This is a genomic window from Pantoea sp. (genome assembly GCF_039594315.1).
Taxonomy (GTDB): domain Bacteria; phylum Pseudomonadota; class Gammaproteobacteria; order Enterobacterales; family Enterobacteriaceae; genus Pantoea.
Map to the genome: position 1 here is coordinate 18,965 of NZ_JBCNNP010000030.1, position 19,415 is coordinate 38,379.

Annotated in this window: 17 protein-coding genes; 12 read left to right on the plus strand and 5 right to left on the minus strand. The window is 51.1% G+C overall.

Going from position 1 to position 19,415, the window contains the following annotated elements; all coding sequences use genetic code 11:
- The first annotated feature begins 259 nt into the window (after positions 1–259).
- The 5 genes from topA to acnA all read left to right on the plus strand — a co-directional run bounded on the left by topA (position 260) and on the right by acnA (position 7,986).
- Positions 260–2,857: a type I DNA topoisomerase gene (topA, locus tag ABDW13_RS16020; RefSeq protein ID WP_343553547.1), complete on the plus strand. Its 2,598-nt coding sequence runs from the start codon at positions 260–262 to the stop codon at positions 2,855–2,857.
- Between the two features lie 190 nt (positions 2,858–3,047).
- Positions 3,048–4,022, plus strand: coding sequence for an HTH-type transcriptional regulator CysB (gene cysB / locus ABDW13_RS16025; RefSeq protein WP_007892425.1), 975 nt, complete (start codon positions 3,048–3,050; stop codon positions 4,020–4,022).
- Positions 4,023–4,515: 493 nt separating this feature from the next.
- Positions 4,516–4,674 carry a YmiA family putative membrane protein gene (locus ABDW13_RS16030; protein WP_343553548.1) on the plus strand — a complete coding sequence of 53 codons (159 nt, stop codon included), beginning with the start codon at positions 4,516–4,518 and terminating at the stop codon, positions 4,672–4,674.
- 3 nt (positions 4,675–4,677) lie between these two features.
- Positions 4,678–4,857: a hypothetical protein gene (locus ABDW13_RS16035; protein ID WP_343553549.1), complete on the plus strand. Its 180-nt coding sequence runs from the start codon at positions 4,678–4,680 to the stop codon at positions 4,855–4,857.
- 447 nt (positions 4,858–5,304) lie between these two features.
- Entirely contained in the window at positions 5,305–7,986 is a 2,682-nt protein-coding gene (gene acnA / locus ABDW13_RS16040) for an aconitate hydratase AcnA (protein ID WP_343553550.1), read from the plus strand.
- 34 nt (positions 7,987–8,020) lie between these two features.
- On the opposite strand, the gene ribA is transcribed toward acnA, so the two are convergent.
- On the minus strand, positions 8,021–8,614 hold the full coding sequence (ribA, locus tag ABDW13_RS16045) for a GTP cyclohydrolase II (RefSeq protein ID WP_343553551.1): 594 nt from the start codon (positions 8,612–8,614) through the stop codon (positions 8,021–8,023).
- Between the two features lie 229 nt (positions 8,615–8,843).
- On the opposite strand from ribA, the gene pgpB reads away from it, so the two are divergent.
- From pgpB to yciH, 5 genes are all read left to right on the plus strand, one after another.
- Positions 8,844–9,608 carry a phosphatidylglycerophosphatase B gene (gene pgpB, locus ABDW13_RS16050; RefSeq protein WP_343553552.1) on the plus strand — a complete coding sequence of 255 codons (765 nt, stop codon included), beginning with the start codon at positions 8,844–8,846 and terminating at the stop codon, positions 9,606–9,608.
- A 128-nt stretch (positions 9,609–9,736) separates the two neighbouring features.
- Positions 9,737–10,042: a LapA family protein gene (locus ABDW13_RS16055; RefSeq protein ID WP_343553553.1), complete on the plus strand. Its 306-nt coding sequence runs from the start codon at positions 9,737–9,739 to the stop codon at positions 10,040–10,042.
- Positions 10,043–10,048: 6 nt separating this feature from the next.
- The gene (gene lapB / locus ABDW13_RS16060) at positions 10,049–11,218 is read left to right on the plus strand and encodes a lipopolysaccharide assembly protein LapB (RefSeq protein WP_343553554.1); all 1,170 of its coding nucleotides are present in this window, start codon (positions 10,049–10,051) and stop codon (positions 11,216–11,218) included.
- 207 nt (positions 11,219–11,425) lie between these two features.
- Positions 11,426–12,133: an orotidine-5'-phosphate decarboxylase gene (pyrF, locus tag ABDW13_RS16065; protein ID WP_343553555.1), complete on the plus strand. Its 708-nt coding sequence runs from the start codon at positions 11,426–11,428 to the stop codon at positions 12,131–12,133.
- Entirely contained in the window at positions 12,133–12,456 is a 324-nt protein-coding gene (gene yciH / locus ABDW13_RS16070) for a stress response translation initiation inhibitor YciH (protein ID WP_343553556.1), read from the plus strand. The genes pyrF and yciH overlap by 1 nt, the downstream gene beginning before the upstream one ends.
- Before the next feature lie 64 nt (positions 12,457–12,520).
- Here the strand turns inward: yciH and osmB are convergent, their stop codons facing one another.
- Entirely contained in the window at positions 12,521–12,739 is a 219-nt protein-coding gene (osmB, locus tag ABDW13_RS16075; RefSeq protein WP_343553557.1) for an osmotically-inducible lipoprotein OsmB, read from the minus strand.
- A gap of 247 nt (positions 12,740–12,986) precedes the next feature.
- Here osmB and araD point away from each other — a divergent pair, with 247 nt between their 5' ends.
- Both araD and ABDW13_RS16085 read left to right on the plus strand, forming a co-directional pair.
- Positions 12,987–13,685 (plus strand): L-ribulose-5-phosphate 4-epimerase, encoded by a 699-nt coding sequence (araD, locus tag ABDW13_RS16080; protein ID WP_343553558.1) that lies wholly within the window; start codon positions 12,987–12,989, stop codon positions 13,683–13,685.
- Between the two features lie 218 nt (positions 13,686–13,903).
- On the plus strand, positions 13,904–14,770 hold the full coding sequence (locus ABDW13_RS16085) for a crotonase/enoyl-CoA hydratase family protein (protein WP_343553559.1): 867 nt from the start codon (positions 13,904–13,906) through the stop codon (positions 14,768–14,770).
- Positions 14,771–14,782: 12 nt separating this feature from the next.
- Here the strand turns inward: ABDW13_RS16085 and pdeR are convergent, their stop codons facing one another.
- From pdeR to ABDW13_RS16100, 3 genes are all read right to left on the minus strand, one after another.
- Positions 14,783–16,768, minus strand: coding sequence for a cyclic di-GMP phosphodiesterase (gene pdeR / locus ABDW13_RS16090; RefSeq protein ID WP_343553560.1), 1,986 nt, complete (start codon positions 16,766–16,768; stop codon positions 14,783–14,785).
- Between the two features lie 156 nt (positions 16,769–16,924).
- Positions 16,925–17,221 (minus strand): CstA-like transporter-associated (seleno)protein, encoded by a 297-nt coding sequence (locus ABDW13_RS16095; protein ID WP_343553561.1) that lies wholly within the window; start codon positions 17,219–17,221, stop codon positions 16,925–16,927.
- Complete coding sequence (locus ABDW13_RS16100) at positions 17,214–19,280, minus strand: carbon starvation CstA family protein (RefSeq protein ID WP_343553562.1); 2,067 nt, start codon at positions 19,278–19,280, stop codon at positions 17,214–17,216. Before ABDW13_RS16100 ends, ABDW13_RS16095 begins: the two co-directional genes overlap by 8 nt.
- Positions 19,281–19,415 lie beyond the last annotated feature (135 nt).

Consider the following 19,415-nt stretch of genomic DNA (forward strand, 5'->3'; position numbering starts at 1 on the left):
TAATTAAGTTGCGTAACGGATTTTATCAGGTAGAGTGTGGGCGATTCAGCTTTCAGGGAGATCACACCCGGATGTGTGATACTGTCAGATGGAAAACTCGCTCCTAATCATAAAGTTGCAGAAGTCGACGCAATCTGACCTGAGATTATCCCTGCTGCCTTGAAATGCGAAATGCCGGCAGCAATATTAAACCCATTGGGTTTTGGGACCTCCAATTCTCTCCCGTTTATCAGGACGTTTCATTTAGGTAAAGGTACATATGGGTAAAGCACTCGTAATCGTTGAGTCCCCGGCAAAGGCCAAAACAATCAATAAATACCTCGGTAATGATTACGTGGTGAAATCCAGCGTCGGTCATATCCGTGATTTGCCGACCAGCGGTTCAACTGCCCGTAAAAGTGCCGAAGGGGAAAAGCCGAAAACTGGCAAAAAGGTTAAGAAAGATGAGAAAGCCGCATTAGTCAGCCGCATGGGTGTGGATCCCTGGCATGGCTGGGAAGCGGATTATCAAATTTTGCCGGGCAAAGAAAAAGTTGTCGCTGAGCTGAAAAACCTCGCTGCCGATGCTGACCACATCTATCTCGCAACCGACCTTGACCGCGAAGGGGAAGCCATTGCCTGGCACCTGCGGGAAGTGATCGGCGGCGATGACAAACGCTTTAGCCGCGTGGTGTTTAACGAAATCACCAAGAATGCGATTCGTCAGGCGTTTGAAAAGCCGGGCGAGCTGAATATTGAACGTGTTAATGCGCAGCAAGCGCGTCGCTTCATGGACCGCGTGGTCGGCTACATGGTTTCGCCGCTGCTGTGGAAGAAAATTGCCCGTGGTCTGTCTGCCGGACGTGTTCAGTCGGTGGCGGTGCGTTTGGTGGTTGAGCGCGAACACGAAATCAAAGCTTTCGTACCCGAAGAGTATTGGGAAATCGATGCCGATTTCGCGACGCCGAAGGGCGCTGACTTAGCGATGCAAGTCACGCACCAGAATGATAAAGCGTTCCGCCCGGTTAACGGTGAGCAAACTCACGCGGCGGTCGCCATTCTGCAGAAAGCACGCTATGAAGTGTTGGATCGTGAAGACAAACCGACCAGCAGCAAGCCTTCCGCACCGTTTATTACCTCAACCTTGCAGCAGGCAGCTAGCACCCGTCTTGGCTTCGGCGTGAAGAAGACCATGATGATGGCGCAGCGTCTGTATGAAGCCGGTCACATCACTTATATGCGTACCGACTCCACCAACCTGAGCCAGGATGCAGTGGCGATGGCGCGTGGTTATGTTGAGAACAGCTTTGGCAAAAAATATCTGCCAGACGCACCAAACACGTATGCCAGCAAAGAAAATTCACAGGAAGCGCACGAAGCAATTCGTCCTTCTGACGTGAATGTGGTGGCTGAGCAATTAAAGGATATGGAAGCGGATGCGCAGAAACTGTATCAGCTAATTTGGCGTCAGTTTGTCGCTTGCCAAATGGTACCCGCGCAATACGACTCCACCACGCTGACCGTTGGCGCGGCTGAATTCAAACTGAAAGCTAAAGGCCGTACGCTACGTTTTGATGGTTGGACGCGTGTAATGCCAGCGCTGCGTAAAAATGATGAAGATCTGACGCTGCCGCCGGTAGATGTTGGTGATGTTCTCGACTTGAAAGATTTGATGCCAAGCCAGCACTTCACCAAGCCGCCAGCGCGTTTCAGCGAAGCGTCATTGGTGCGTGAACTGGAAAAACGTGGCATTGGTCGTCCATCGACCTACGCGTCGATTATTTCTACCATTCAGGATCGTGGTTATGTGCGCGTTGAAAACCGCCGTTTCTACGCTGAGAAAATGGGTGAAATCGTTACCGATCGTCTGGAATCGAATTTCCGTGAGCTGATGAACTATGACTTCACTGCGCGCATGGAAAATAGCCTCGATCAGGTAGCGAATAACGAAGCCGAATGGAAAGCGGTGCTTGACTCCTTCTTCAGTGATTTCAGTCAGCAGTTAGACCACGCTGAGAAAGATCCGGAAGAGGGCGGCATGCAGCCGAACCAGATGGTGCTAACCTCGATCGATTGCCCAACCTGTAGTCGTCCGATGGGTATTCGTACCGCCAGCACCGGCGTATTCCTCGGTTGTTCTGGTTACGCGTTGCCGCCAAAAGAGCGTTGCAAGCAGACCATCAACCTGATTCCGGAAAACGAAGTGCTGAATGTATTGGAAGGCGATGATGCCGAAACCAACGCGTTGCGTGCGCGTCGTCGTTGCCAGAAGTGTGGCACTGCGATGGATAGTTATCTGATCGATAATCAGCGCAAACTGCACGTTTGTGGTAACAATCCAGAGTGCGACGGCTACGAAATCGAGCAGGGCGAATTCCGTATTAAAGGTTATGACGGCCCGATCGTTGAATGCGAGAAGTGTGGTTCAGAAATGCACCTGAAAATGGGACGTTTCGGTAAGTACATGGCGTGTACCAACGACGAGTGCAAAAATACCCGTAAAATTTTGCGTAATGGCGATGTTGCGCCGCCGAAAGAAGATCCGGTGCCGCTGCCAGAATTGCCATGCGAAAAATCAGATGCTTACTTTGTGTTGCGTGACGGCGCAGCAGGCGTGTTCCTTGCAGCGAATACCTTCCCGAAATCGCGTGAAACGCGCGCACCGCTGGTGGAAGAGCTGCAACGCTTTGCCGATCGTCTGCCAGAGAAGTTGAAATATCTGTCGGAAGCGCCGGCTCAAGACCCGGAAGGGAATAAAACCATGGTGCGCTTCAGCCGTAAGGCCAAACAGCAATATGTGTCTTCGGAAAAAGACGGCAAAGCGACTGGCTGGTCGATGTTCTACATTGACGGCAAATGGCAGGAAGCGAAGAAGTAATTCCCCAAGGCCAGCGTCTGCTGGCCTTTCTCCTTTCCTTATAGCTAATCGTTCTACATTCTTCCCTTAACTGATATAGTAGTTATAGATTCTTTTCGTTTCGCTCACTCGCTTTCCCTCATTTGCCGCAATCAAGGCGGAAACACGCCTGCTGGGAATGCACCTCTGACGCTACCAGGAAGCTATAACTATGAAATTGCAGCAGTTGCGTTACATCGTCGAAGTGGTCAATCACAACCTCAACGTCTCTTCCACTGCGGAAGGTTTATATACCTCGCAGCCTGGCATCAGTAAGCAGGTGCGTATGTTGGAAGACGAGCTGGGCGTGCAAATCTTTGCCCGCAGCGGTAAACATCTCACGCAAGTGACGCCAGCAGGCGAAGAGATCATCCGCATTGCGCGTGAAGTGTTATCGAAAGTGGATGCGATCAAATCGGTTGCGGGTGAACATACCTGGCCAGATAAAGGTTCGCTGTATGTCGCCACCACGCACACACAAGCGCGCTACGCGCTGCCAGGTGTGATTAAAGGCTTTATCGAACGTTATCCTCGCGTTTCATTGCATATGCATCAAGGCTCGCCGACGCAAATCGCTGAGGCAGTTTCGAAAGGCAATGCGGATTTCGCGATTGCGACCGAAGCGCTGCACCTTTATGACGATCTGATCATGCTGCCGTGCTATCACTGGAATCGTGCGATTGTGGTTACGCCAGACCATCCGTTGGCGGGCAAATCGAATGTGACGATTGAAGAGCTGGCTGATTTCCCATTAGTGACCTACACATTCGGTTTCACCGGGCGCTCTGAGCTCGATACCGCATTTAACCGCGCAGGATTAACGCCACGTATTGTCTTTACCGCGACGGATGCTGATGTCATTAAGACTTATGTGCGTTTAGGATTGGGCGTTGGCGTGATTGCCAGCATGGCGGTGGACCCGATCGCTGACCCCGATTTAGTGCGGATTGAAGCATCAGAAATCTTTACGAATAGTACGACCAAGATTGGCTTTAGACGCAGCACCTTCCTGCGCAGCTATATGTATGATTTCATTCAACGTTTCGCACCTCACCTCACGCGTGATGTGGTGGATGCGGCGGTCGCATTGCGCTCCAATGAAGACATCGAAGCGATGTTCCGCGATATCAAATTACCCTTCAAATAATTTCCTAACTCATTATTTTGCCAAGGTGTCCAGTGGGCACCTTTGGAATCTCATAGCGCTTAGCGCCACGCGTATCTCAAAAAATTTCATTATTTTTATGTAAATGAAACATGGGTCACATGTTTTTTCATTGTTAGTTCTTAAATGCGAATCAGTACACAATTTTTACGATGTCACTTTGCAGCTCGCCAGGAATATTCCCATACTCCAGTTAAGAGTTGATGGAGAACGCCTTTTTAACTGGGTTAAAAAATTAAACTCAAATTTAGATTGGATCTAATTTGTGATTAACCCAAATTTACAATGTAACTATTTAATTAATAGTTATCATGGCAATTAAATTTATCTCATCAATCTTTGGCGTTTTGATAAATACCGTTAATCGTTGTGCTCAATAAAAATAACTGGATTTTCGGACTTAACAAGTTTAGGATTCGTCCTAAATCTTAATCGTTGTCATCAATCGTTTTATTGAGAGTGATTATCAAAAACTATGAACACGAGAATAACTGTACAGCCGGATTTCCGGACTAAAAGCACCAAAGTTGAGCGTACTGGCAACACCCGTCGCAAAGCTTGGTTGACCGTCTTCGCTGCTTCAGCACTGTTCTGGGTAGTGGTGGCATTAATGATTTGGCGTATGTGGGGTTAAGCCATGTGGGCAAATACACTCAGCCGTAAACATCCGGTTTCAGCGCGTCAGTCGCAAACGCCTGCGTGCAAACCGAAAGACGTTGCGGTGACTGAACAACAAGTCACAATTCCTACTTCGTGGGAACTGAGTGAGAATCAACGCAACTTTATTGAATCATTCATGGATCCGAAGTCGAAATAACGCAGCCTGCGTTCTGTTTCTATATATAGCTATTTTAAGTCCCTCATTTTACCGGATTATCCGGTGGGCAAGTTAAAAGCCCGTCCTTTAACACTCAGCATTAAAAAAAACGGTGTCATCAGTACAACGCTGACGACGGTGGACTTTTTTTGCCCGGCATCCGGGAGGGAGTGAATCATGAACATCAATACCACCACTTTATCTTGGTTTAGCGTATATACCTTTTCGCTGGCTTTTTGGGCTGCGGCATTTTGGGCAATGATGTAAAGCTATAACGCAAATTCACCTTATTTATATTGATGCCCTGACAAATGTCGGGGCATTTTTCATTGTATTTTAATGTGTCATTTCGTGTTGTTATCAAAACGTTAACGAAAATGTGGTCTATCTTTAGTTAAACCTTGCAGTCACTGAGGTTTAAAAGAGATCACCTTACATGGAGGCGCTATGTCGTTAACGTTACGCGAGCAGAGTCAGGACACGCTGGATGTTCGGGCAAAAAAATATCATTACTACAGCCTGCCGAAAGCAGCCCAGCAACTGGGCAATATTGATCGCTTGCCGAAATCAATGAAAGTCCTGCTTGAGAACCTATTGCGTTGGCAAGATGGTGATTCTGTCACGCTCGAGGATATTGAGGCGCTGGTGGCTTGGCAGAAAGATGCGCATGCAGATCGTGAAATCGCCTATCGCCCAGCGCGTGTATTAATGCAGGATTTTACCGGCGTGCCGGCGGTTGTCGATTTGGCCGCAATGCGCGAAGCGGTAAAACGTTTGGGCGGCAATGTCGCCAAAGTGAATCCGTTATCACCCGTCGACTTAGTTATTGACCACTCAGTTACGGTTGATCACTTTGGCGATGAACAGGCATTTGATGAAAACGTGCGTTTAGAAATGGAACGCAACCACGAACGTTACGTTTTTTTGCGTTGGGGGCAAAAAGCCTTTAACCGCTTCCGCGTGGTGCCGCCCGGCACCGGCATTTGTCATCAGGTTAATCTTGAATATCTGGGTAAATCAGTCTGGCACGAAAATCAAAATGGCGATGAATTTGCCTATCCCGATACGTTAGTCGGCACCGATTCGCACACCACCATGATTAACGCGCTGGGTGTATTAGGGTGGGGCGTTGGCGGCATTGAAGCGGAAGCAGCAATGTTGGGCCAGCCGGTTTCGATGCTTATTCCTGATGTGGTTGGATTTAAACTCACCGGTAAACTGCGTCCCGGCATCACAGCCACCGATTTAGTGTTAACTGTAACGCAGATGCTACGCAAACACGGTGTGGTCGGTAAGTTTGTTGAGTTCTATGGCGATGGTTTGGCCGATTTGCCGCTCGCCGACCGCGCGACCATTGCCAACATGGCGCCAGAATACGGCGCGACTTGCGGCTTCTTCCCGATTGATGAAGTCACGCTGAGCTATATGACGTTGACCGGTCGTGAAGCCGAACAAGTTGAACTGGTTGAGGCCTACGCCAAACAACAAGGCATGTGGCGTAATGCCGGTGACGAACCGGTGTTTACCAGTTCACTCGCGCTGGATATGGGCGATGTGGAATCCAGCCTTGCTGGACCAAAACGTCCGCAAGATCGCGTCTCATTGCAAAATGTGCCAACCGCCTTCAATGCCAGCAACGAGTTGGAAGTGAACCAGGCGCAGAAACCGCATAAAACTGTCAATTATCGCGACAGCGAAACCGGCGACACCTATCAACTTGATGATGGTGCGGTAGTGATCTCCGCTATTACTTCTTGTACCAATACCTCGAACCCGAGCGTATTGATGGCTGCAGGTTTACTGGCGAAGAAAGCGGTTGAGCGTGGCTTGCAGCGCAAACCGTGGGTGAAAGCCTCACTGGCTCCCGGCTCCAAAGTGGTGTCCGATTATCTGGCCGTGGCGCAATTAACGCCATATTTGGATGAGTTAGGTTTCAACCTGGTTGGCTACGGTTGCACAACGTGTATTGGTAACTCAGGCCCATTGCCGGATGAAATCGAGAGCGCGATTAAAGAGGGCGATCTGACGGTAGCCGCTGTGCTTTCCGGTAACCGTAATTTTGAAGGCCGCATTCACCCGTTAATTAAAACCAACTGGTTAGCTTCACCGCCGTTGGTGGTAGCTTATGCTTTATCCGGCAACATGAAGATCAACTTGCAGAGTGAGCCGATCGGACAGGATCGTCAGGGCAACGATGTGTTCTTAAAAGACATTTGGCCATCGCCGGAAGAGATCGCCGAAGCGGTACAGAAAGTCACCAGCGACATGTTCCATAAGGAATACGCTGAGGTCTTTGATGGTACGCCGGAATGGCAACAGATTAAAGTCAGTGAAGCCGCAACCTACGATTGGGATGGCGATTCCACCTACATTCGCCTGTCACCGTTCTTCGATGACATGGAAAAAGCCCCTAAGCCGGTGCAAGACATCAAAGGCGCGCGCATTCTGGCCATGTTGGGCGATTCCGTCACTACCGACCACATTTCTCCCGCGGGTAGTATTAAAGCTGAAAGTCCGGCAGGACGCTATTTGTTGTCGCACGGGGTTGAGCGTACCGATTTCAACTCCTACGGTTCACGTCGTGGTAACCATGAAGTGATGATGCGCGGCACCTTCGCAAACATTCGCATTCGCAATGAAATGGTGCCGGGCGTGGAGGGCGGTTACACCAAACATTTCCCGAGCAACGAACAATTGGCTATTTACGATGCGGCGATGAAGTATCAGCAAGATGGCGTGCCGCTGGCGGTGATTGCCGGCAAAGAGTACGGATCGGGCTCGAGTCGTGACTGGGCGGCCAAAGGCCCAAGACTGCAAGGCGTACGGGTAGTGATCTCCGAATCCTTCGAGCGTATTCACCGTTCAAATCTGATTGGTATGGGGATCTTACCGCTTGAATTCCCGGCTGGCGTCACGCGCAAAACGCTGCAACTGACCGGTGAAGAGACTATCGATGTGGCGAATTTGTCACAGCTCAATCCCGGCTGCACCGTTCCTGTGACGCTGACGCGTGCAGATGGCAGTAAAGAGACGTTGGAAACGCGTTGCCGTATCGATACCGGAAACGAACTGACGTATTATCAGAACGACGGTATTTTGCATTATGTGATACGCAATATGCTGAATTAAAAGGAAAAGCCGGGGTTGCCCGGCTTTTTTATGCTTACGATTTGGGTAACAAATGTCCCATCTTCTCAGCTTTGGTATCGAGATAATGTGCGTTTTTCGGGTTACGCCCGACAATCAACGGCACGCGCTCAACGATATTGATGCCCGCTTCGCTGAGAATCTCAACTTTGCGTGGATTGTTCGTCAGCAAGCGCACTTCATTGACGCCCAACAGTTTGAACATATCCGCACACAAGGTGAAATCACGTTCATCTGCGGCAAAACCTAGCTGATGGTTCGCTTCAACCGTGTCGTAGCCTTTATCTTGCAAAGCATACGCGCGGATTTTATTCAGCAATCCAATGTTGCGACCTTCCTGACGATGGTACATCAGGATGCCGCGTCCTTCTTCAGCGATGGCGGTTAACGCGGCTTCCAATTGGAAACCACAGTCGCAGCGCAAGCTGAACAGGGCATCGCCGGTTAAACATTCGGAATGGACGCGCGCCAGCACCGGATTGTGATCGCTAATATCACCATAAACCAGCGCGACATGGTCGTGGCCGGTTGCCAGTTCTTCAAAACCAACCATCAGGAAATCTCCCCATGGCGTGGGCAGTTTGGCTTCTGCTACCCGTTTAAGCTGCATGTGACTCTCCAGAACCTTCAGAGGATGCGCTATCATCATGATAACGCACGGGCCCACGTGGCCCGATGAAACTTACGCTATTGTGCCACAACCCGAACTCGCGCCGTTAATCGGTCAGAGTGATTGTAGTGATAAAGCACAATTATCCAAGCCGCAATGGGTATGTTATTCTTTTTTCAGCTAAAGTTATGCAAGACCCGCGCGAATAGGCGGATCTAAAAGGAAGCGCATGCTAAAAATCATTCAACGCACCACCTTTGGGGCGTTTTTATTGTTGTTAATGCCGTTGGGTGTTTGGATATCGGGTTGGCAATGGCAGCCCGGCGAAAGTGGAACTGTGCTGCGGGTACTGTTTTGGATGACGGAAACCGTCACTAGCCCGTGGGGTATTCTCACCAGTGTCATTCTTAGCGCCTTGATGCTGTGGTGTTTACGCTTCCGGCTTAAACCTGCCATTTTGCTCATCCTGATAATGAACGGCGCCATCCTCGCTGGTCAGTACACCAAAACCTCAATAAAAGAACATGTGCAGGAACCGCGACCTTATGTCATTTGGCTGGAAAAAAGTCATGGCATTAATGGTGATGAGTTTTATCAATTACATCGCCAACAGCGCAGCGAAATGGTTTCAACTTTGCTGGCGAACGATACTCAATTGCCGATGTGGTTAAAAAAACATTGGGCTTTCGAAACTGGATTCGCCTTTCCCTCTGGACACACCATGTTCGCCGCCAGTTGGGCGCTCTTGGCGATGGGATTGCTCTGGCCGCGACGTCATATTGCCACAGTGGCAATATTATTCGTCTGGGCGACGGCAGTGATGGGCAGTCGTCTTGTTTTAGGCATGCATTGGCCGCGAGATCTGGTGGTGGCAACCTTGATTTCCTGGCTGCTGGTGACCGTGGCAACCTTGCTGGCACAGCGGTTTTGCGGTCCATTAACATTGCCGCCGGAAGAGCATCAAGAGATTGCGCAACGTGATGATGGATTGTAATTCGGCTATTTGTCCCCATATGATTGATTACGCATACAGAAAAATGCGCTAACTGATGCGGCGATAAGCAGCATCGACGGCGCTTTTTTGGCATACTTCTATTGGATAACCTTTCGACAGGACGCATTGTGAAATATTTGCTTATTTTTCTCGTGGTTTTGGTCATTTTTATCATCTCCGTCACACTCGGAGCGCATAACGACCAAATGATCACCTTTAACTATCTGCTCGCGCAGGGCGAATTCCGGATTTCAACATTGCTGGCAAGCCTGTTTGGTGCTGGATTCCTATTGGGATGGGCAATTTGCGGCCTGTTCTGGTTACGCTTACGTGTTTCGCTTGCCAATGCGCAGCGAAAGCTTAAACGTATACAGGCGCAAAATGAGCAATCAACTGCGGTAACGACTTCAACTACTGTTAGTCGTCGGGATTAATTTTCGATGCTTGAACTGCTGTTTCTGCTTCTTCCTGTTGCTGCGGCGTATGGCTGGTACATGGGCCGTCGTAGCGCCCATCAGGACAAACAACAAGAAGCGAATCGCCTGTCGCGCGAGTATGTGACCGGCGTTAACTTCCTGCTATCAAACCAGCAAGACAAAGCGGTTGAACTCTTTCTCGACATGTTGAAAGAGGACAGTGGCACGGTTGAAGCACATCTCACGCTTGGCAACCTGTTCCGTTCGCGCGGCGAGGTTGATCGCGCCATTCGCATTCACCAATCTTTGATGGAAAGCGCCTCGCTCAGTTACGAGCAGCGTTTACTGGCGGTGCAGCAGTTGGGCCGCGATTACATGGCCGCAGGTTTATACGATCGCGCAGAAGACATGTTCGGTCAGCTGGTCGATGAAACAGATTTCCGCATTAGTGCGCTGCAACAACTGTTGCTGATTCATCAGGCGACCAGCGATTGGCAAAAAGCCATCGAAGTGGCCGAAAAGTTGGTTAAGCTCGGCAAAGATAAGCAGAAGGGCGAAATTGCCCATTTCTACTGCGAGTTAGCGTTACAGGCCTTAAGCAGCGACGATCTCGATCGCGCGATGAATTTGTTGAAAAAAGGCGAATCTGCCGATCAGCAGAGTGCACGCGTTTCGATCATGATGGGCCGCATTTTTATGGAGCAGGGCGAGTATGTGAAAGCGGCTAACCGGCTACAACGCGTGCTTGAGCAGGATAAGGAGCTGGTCAGTGAAACCTTGCCGATGCTGGAAACCTGTTATCAACGGTTGAACCAACCTGAAAATTGGGCGCAATTCTTACAGCGCTGCGTCGATGAAAATACCGGTGCTGCGGCCGAACTGTATCTTTCCGATATCCTCGAACAGCAGCAGGGGCCAGAAGCGGCGCAGCTGTACATCAATCGCCAACTGCAACGCCATCCCACCATGCGTGTGTTCCATCGTTTGATGGATTTCCACTTACACGAAGCGGAAGATGGTCGCGCGAAAGAGAGTTTGATGGTGTTGCGTGACATGGTTGGCGAACAGATTCGTACTAAACCACGTTATCGCTGCCAAAAATGTGGCTTTACTGCACATGCACTTTACTGGCATTGCCCATCTTGCCGAGCCTGGTCTTCAGTCAAACCGATTCGCGGACTCGACGGCCAATAACCAACGGCCGATTTATTTTCGCGCTTTGATGCTTATTAGTTACAACATGCTAGTGGTTTTATCTTTCATCAAAGCTTTGACATCGTGCAGCTAGCAGTCAAACAGGCAATTGACGGCAGGAGTTGGATTGTCGTTGCTGCCTCGCGCAGGTAGAATGCTTGCCGTTTGTCCATCGCGCCTGCGGGTGCCAGTCACAGAGGAAACGTTATGCCTGTAACCACTTCACCTATTCTGGTGGCACTCGACTATCATGATCTCAACAGTGCACTGCAATTCGTTGATCGCATTGATCCCAGCCAGTGCCGCCTGAAAGTGGGCAAAGAAATGTTCACGCTGTTTGGTCCAAGCGTGGTCAAGACCTTGCAGGATCGCGGTTTCGACGTGTTCCTCGACCTCAAATTCCATGACATCCCTAACACCACTGCGCATGCCGTGGCGGCAGCGGCGGATCTGGGTGTGTGGATGGTAAACGTTCATGCCAGCGGCGGGGCGCGCATGATGAACGCAGCGCGCGAAGCGCTAGTGCCATTCGGTAAAGATGCACCGTTGCTGATTGCGGTGACCGTGCTGACCAGTATGGATGTAGATGATCTCAAAGGTTTAGGCATTACGCTGTCACCGGCTCAGCAGGCAGAACGTCTGGCACGCCTCACTCACGATTGTGGTCTGAATGGCGTAGTTTGCTCGGCACAAGAAGCGGCGCACTTCAAGCAAGTGATTGGTCAGGACTTCGCTCTGGTTACGCCGGGTATCCGCCCGGCAGGCAGCGATGCCGGCGATCAGCGCCGCATCATGACACCACAGCAAGCAAAACAGGCCGGCGTGGATTATATGGTGATCGGGCGTCCAATAACGCAATCCGCCGATCCCGCTGCGACACTGCATCAAATCCTGCAAAGTTTACAGGAGGCTTAATGGCTAAGGACAACCGTCTGGTGTATTCGACCGAAACGGGTCGCATCATTACAGAAGAAGAGAAAACGCCACGACCAAAAGGCGATGGCATTGTGCGCATTCAGCGCCAGACCAGCGGCCGCAAAGGCAAAGGCGTCTGCCTGATTACTGGTATCGATGTTGATGATAATGAACTGGATAAACTGGCCGCAGAATTGAAGAAAAAATGCGGTTGCGGTGGTTCAGTGAAAGAGGGCGTGATTGAGATTCAGGGCGACAAGCGCGATCTCATTAAAACGCTGCTGGAAGCCAAAGGCATGAAGGTCAAGCTGGCTGGCGGATAAAAATTCGGGCCACATGATGTGGCCCGATGTTATGTAGATGCGCTGCGTAGCCCGTATTATTTTTTTACTTGCTGACCTGATGGCCGATAATGCCGCCGACGGCTGCGCCGCCCACTGTTCCCAGCCCGCTACCGTTTGTCAGAATTGAACCACCGATAGCACCCGCACCGGCACCAATTGCCGTATTGCGGTCGCGTTTCGACCAATTCGAGCAGCCACTCAAAGCCACAACTAAAGTGGTAGCCAATAATGCCGCCGTTAAACGTTTCATTGTTGTCGTCATTTACTTCTCCTTGATTGTTAACACAGAGGTAACCTTATAAGTATAGATGTTACGCTCACCTCGTCAGGGTAAAACGGTCCTAAACTGCGAGTCTGCAATCCACATCTTGTTTCTCTGTTCAAGCCGTACAAACCACACAAATTCTCAGCCTTAGCCACTTTCCGCAGCCTTTACAGCCAATCACTCCATAACGCTTTTAGCGCCTGCTCCGCACAATTCAGCTATCACAGTTTGCTGGAGAAAAATCATGCTGGAAGCGTTAAAGCAGCAGGTATTAGAAGCCAACCTCGATCTGCCGAGTTATAACCTGGTTACCTTTACCTGGGGCAATGTCAGTGCTATCGATCGTGAACAAGGTTTGGTGGTTATTAAGCCATCGGGCGTGAAGTACCAGCATATGCAACGTGACGATATGGTGGTGGTGGCTTTGGAAAGCGGTGAAGTCATCGAAGGTGAGATGCGTCCGTCATCGGATACGGCCACGCATCGCGCGCTCTATCAGGCTTGGCCTGAGATTGGCGGCATCGTGCATACCCATTCACGCCATGCCACCATTTGGGCGCAAGCGGGGCGCGAAATCCAGGCTTTAGGCACCACGCACGCGGATGATTTTTACGGCACCATTCCGTGCACACGGGCCATGCAGCGGGAAGAGATCGAGCAGGATTACGAGTGGAACACCGGGCAAGTGATTATCGAAACCTTTGCGCAACGCAGTATTTCACCGATGGCGATCCCTGCGGCATTGGTCAACTCGCACGGTCCATTTGCCTGGGGAAAAGATGCCGAGGCCGCCGTTCATAGCGCTGTGGTATTAGAGGAAGTGGCGTACATGGCGCTGCACAGCGAACAACTGCGCCAGGAATTGCCGCCTATCTCGCAAACGCTGTTGGATCTACACTATCTGCGCAAGCACGGAAAAAATGCCTGGTACGGGCAAAAGTAATATCACCACCATTTATTCAAAACCTGTTAAGCGATCTCATGTTGCTGTAGGTCAACGCGCCGCTATTAAGTAAGCCTGCTAATGCTTCCCCGGCCTTGTGTCGGGGATATCTCTGGATTTTGCTTTATAAATCAATCTCTCATTTGGTCTGGCCTCACTCTGGATTACGCTGATGTTGCGTTCAACGCACTACATAAACATAAACAGAGGATGAGACAATGACAGTAATTAACCAACCAACATGCAGACTGTTCACCGAAGTTGGACAAACCACACAGCTCGCCGCTTATTACGAAGAGGGTCGCCACACCATGTGGATGATGCTGCGTGCGCAACCGCGCCCGAGTTTCAACCACGAATTAATTGAGGAGATCATGAATCTGAGCTATTCAGCGCAGCGTTCCGGTCTGCAAATTGATTTCTGGGTGACGGGATCGTTAGTGCCGCAAATGTTCAACGCAGGCGGCGATTTGCGTTTCTTTGTCGAATGCATTCGTAACAACCGTCGTGAGGCGTTGCGAGCTTATGCGCGTGCCTGTGTCGATTGCATCCACTCTGCGGCACGCGGGTTTGATACTGGCGCGGTGACGTTAGCGATGATTGAGGGCAGTGCGCTGGGCGGCGGCTTTGAAGCGGCGCTGGCGCATCACTTCATTCTGGCGCAGAACAGCGCACGCATGGGATTCCCCGAAATTGCCTTTAACTTGTTCCCCGGCATGGGCGGTTATTCATTGGTGGCGCGTCGGTCTGGCATGAAGCTGGCCGAAGAGCTGATTATTGAAGGCGAATCACACAGCGCGGAGTGGTATGAAACACGTGGTTTGGTCGACAAAGTGTTCCAGCCAGGTGATGGATATCGTACTACGCGTACCTTTATCGATACCTTACGTCCGAAGTTAAACGGTGTACGCGCCATGCTGAAAGCGCGTCAACGCGTGCTGCAACTGTCGCGTGCTGAGTTGATGGACATCACGGAAGATTGGGTAGATTACGCCTTCACGTTGGAACCGAAAGACATTGCTTACATGGAACGTCTGGTGCAACTACAAAACCGTCATAGCGCCTCCTTGCGCAAAGCCGGGTAGTTGTAACCAGCGTTAGACGCGGGCAGGATGCTTAGCCAGCCAATGCCCGAGCTCTTCTGCGGGCATTGGTTTTGCATAAAGATAGCCTTGACGCCCATCGACACCGTTGGCCATAACAAATTTCTCTTCAGCTTTGGTTTCAATGCCCTCGGCGATCACCTGCAACTTAAGGGCTTTGGCAACCGCGACAATCGCACGGACCAGCGACTGCGCAACAGGTTGCTTATTGATATTACGCACAAAACTCTGATCCAGTTTAATGGCATCGATAGGGACGCGCGCCAACTGGGAAAGCGAAGAGTAGCCGGTACCAAAATCATCGAGATGCACTTGCGCGCCCAACTCCTGAAACTGCTTCATCAGTCTTAGCGCACCAGCTTCATTCTCGATCAGGCAACTTTCCGTCAGTTCGATATCAATCGGACAATCAGTGAGGCCCGCTTCACTTAACGCATGTTTTAAATCGGTATAAATACTTTGGTCGATCAGTTGCTTAGCTGAAACATTCACCGCCACGCGCAGGTAAATGCCTTCGCGCCGCCATTTAATGATTTGTTGCAGCACATTGAGCATCACCCAACGACCCAGCGGCACGATCAAACCCGACTCTTCAGCATAAGAAATAAAATCACCCGGCGGCACCAGGCCACGCTCCGGTGAGTTCCAGCGCACCAACGCTTCAGCACTCAGCACTTCGCCTTCGGCATTGAGTTTGGGTTGATAATGCACCACCAGATGTTCGAGTTCGAGCGCTTTACGCAGGTTGGTATCGAGCCATAAATACTCAAACACGCGCTGATTCATCTCGTTAGCGAACACGCAGAATTTGCCGCGACCATTCTCTTTGGCGTGATACATCGCGGTATCGGCATTACGGATCAGGCTTTCACGATCTTCGCCGTGCAGCGGGGCGAGGGCGATACCAATCGAGCAGCCGCTGTAGACCTCAATCAAACCAATGCGGAACGGCTGACGCAGACGTTCCAGAATGCGTGACGCCATCGCTTCTAACGCCGCCTGGCTGGTGTGTTCCGCCAGCACCACAAATTCATCGCCGCCGAGTCGCGCCAGCGTTTGGTCTTTGCCAAGACAGCTCAGGATCGCCAGCGACACCGCTTGCAGCAGCTGATCGCCGAACATGTGGCCGTAAGCGTCGTTGACCTTCTTAAAATTATCTAAATCGAGATAAACCACGCCGGTTTGACTGCCATTCGCCAACTCCAGTGCCAGACTAATCTGCTGATGAATGGCATTGCGATTGGGTAAACCGGTCACGGTATCAGTATTGGCTAAGACGCGGAGACGTTCCTGAGCCCGACGCTCTTCTGTGATGTCCGTTCCAGAACAGATGAGGAAAATTTCATTTTTCCCGCTACCGCTGTGCACAAACTTATTACGAAACAGAAACAGTCGCTGACCTTTGCGGGTTTTAACCCAGCGCTCAACTTCATAAGAACTGCCTTCGCGGAAAAATCCTGAGATGTTGCGGCGTGAGGCTTGCGCTTCCTGTTTGGTCATAAAAAGCTGAAACACATTCCGGCCAATCACTTCCTGCTCTTTCAAGCCGGTGTACTCTTCGCTTAAGCGATTGAATCGTTGGATATTACCGCGTTGATCAAGGATGACGATCACCGAATTGGCTTCAGAAACCACTTGTTCAGCGAAAGATAAACCCAGCGTTAAATCGCGCGCGACAGCCGAAGTATCGCCCCAGGCCGATGACGTGCCTGCCCAGGTAGATTGATTGACTTTACGACCGACAAAATGCATCGGTACAGGCTCGCCATGCAGTGACAGCGTGAGGTTGATGCTCGAAGTGATAACCGTCATGGCGCGCAATAAACTGGCCTGCGCGGGCGTCAACGGGATCGCCATATTGGTGTTCGCGTTTTCGTCTTCGGCAAAATGCAGAGCATCACTATCTGAAGTTAAACGCCAATGAGGGCTAGTTGTGCCAAACAACGTGTACAACAGTGTTTGCCCTTGTTCATCGGTCATGGAAACTTCCTCCGGGGGAATGCTCAGCGGGCGGTATCTCATTATTTTAGCAACAGTATTCAACCTCTTGAGCCAGCACAAGATGCAAACCAAATATATTTTTGTTTTTATTAAAGAATGGCACGAAAAAGCCCCGATAAACGGGGCGGGAGAATTTTAGCAGGGGCACTTTCCAAGTTTGCCTGGCTGGCTGGGAAAACGCGCGTCGAGACAATGTCGATGAAAAGCGCGCTCATCCATTGGCACGATGTCTGGGTGGTGCTCACGCATATGCTTCAGATAAGTTTGATAGTCGTGCACGCCAACCATTAAGCGAAAACTTTGCTGTAAACCGCGCCACAATCGTTGCCAACGATTAAGACTTTGCCCATCCGTTGCGGGTGCAATCGGTAAGCAGTGCTGAATCTGCCACGCGCCTGCCGGTTTTCTCCAGTGGAAAATGGACTTAGACATTTCGCACCTCTTTGCGTAGTGAGATCTCGGATTCGTGAGTGGTGGGGACATGGCTATTGAGCGCACGACGAATCACAAAGAAGGCGGCAACCAGCATGGTTACGGCCACCAGCATAAAGAAGGCGCACAGGGCCGCGTTAATTTGATTGCTAAACACGATGGTTTGCATATCCGCCACGGTTTTCGCCGGAGCAATGATCATGCCGTCATCAATGCCTTTGCGGAACTTGTTGGCTTGCGCAAGGAAACCAATCGACGGCTTCTCATGGAAAATTTTCTGCCAACCGGCGGTCATCGAGGTAATGAACAACCAGGCAGTTGGTAAAATCGTCACCCATGCGTAACGCTGTTTTTTCATCTTGAACAGCACCACGGTACCCAGAATCAACGCCATTGACGCCAACATCTGGTTGCCGATACCAAACAGCGGCCACAGCGTATTAATACCGCCCAGCGGATCAACCACGCCTTGATAGACGAAGAATCCCCAACCGGCGACGGCAACCGTGGTGCCCGCCATATTGCCCAGCCAGGAGCGGTTATTCGCCATCGAAGGCACCACGGTGCCGACCAGATCCTGCACCATAAAACGACAGGCGCGGGTACCGGCATCCACGGCGGTGAGAATAAACAGCGCTTCGAACAGAATGGCGAAGTGATACCAGAACGCCATCATCACCCGGCTGTTAAACACTTCAGTAATGATGTGCGCCATACCGACGGCGAAGGTTGGTGCGCCACCGGCCCGCGATAGAATGGTGCTCTCGCCGACATCACGCGCAATGCCACTCAGCATCTCTGGTGTCACCACAAAGCCCCAACCGTTGATCACCTGTGAAGCGCTCTCCACCGTGGTACCGATCAGTGCAGCCGGTGAATTCATCGCGAAGTAAACGCCCGGATCGAGTACCGAGGCGCAAATCAACGCCATGATGGCGACGAAAGATTCCATCAGCATTGCGCCATAGCCGATAAAGCGAATATGGCTTTCACGCTCCACCAGTTTCGGCGTGGTGCCGCTGGAAACCAGCGCGTGGAAGCCTGAAATCGCCCCGCAGGCAATGGTGATAAACAGGAACGGGAACAGTGCGCCAGAGAAGACCGGGCCGGTTCCGTCGATGAATTTGGTTACCGCAGGCATCTTCAGTTCAGGCATGGCAAAAAGAATGCCGACCGCCAACCCAATGATGACGCCGATTTTCAGGAAGGTGGAAAGATAATCACGCGGCGCCAGCAGCAGCCACACCGGCAGTGAAGAGGCGACAAAGCCATAAATCACTAACACCCACGTCAGCTCGGTGCCTTTCAGGGTGAAAAGCGGTCCCCAATAGGGATCGGCTGCGACATCGCCGCCGTAAATGATCGCTGCCATCATCAGCACAAAGCCAATAATCGACACTTCAGCGATTTTTCCCGGACGCAGGAAGCGCATATACACGCCCATAAACAGCGCAATGGGAATGGTGGCAGCGATAGTGAACAAGCCCCACGGACTGTTGGCTAGCGCTTTAACCACCACCAACGCCAGCGCTGAGAGGATGATAATCATCACGCCAAGCGCGCCCAGCATGGTAACCACGCCGGCGAACGATCCCAGCTCCTGACGCGCCATTTCCCCCAGCGAACGACCGTCGCGGCGGGTAGAAATAAACAGAATCAGGAAATCCTGCACCGCGCCAGCAAACATCACGCCGACCAGAATCCAAATGGTGCCGGGCAAAAAGCCCATCTGCGCCGCAAGGATCGGGCCAACCAGCGGACCCGCACCGGCAATCGCGGCAAAGTGGTGACCGAACAGCACCCATTTGTTGGTGGGCACATAATCCAGCCCGTCACTCAGGCGCTCGGCTGGCGTGCGGCGGCGATCGTCTAATTCGAAAATACGTTTAGAAATAAATAGGCTATAGAAACGATAAGCGATGCTGTAGCAAGCCACCGAGGCAATCACCAGCCAAACGGCGTTGACGTGTTCGCCACGACTTAGCGCCAACATGGCAAATGCGCCCGCGCCAATTAACGCCACTGCTAACCAGATGGCGCCGGTTCTGACGTTGTTCATGAGTTAACTCCTTGTAGGGACCGGGAAAACAAGCGATCGGATACAACAAGTTAAAAGTAATGTAATGAATTGTTAACGAAAGATGATCGAGTAAGAAGTGTGAAGCAGAAGGCAAATTTAACATTTGCTAAAACG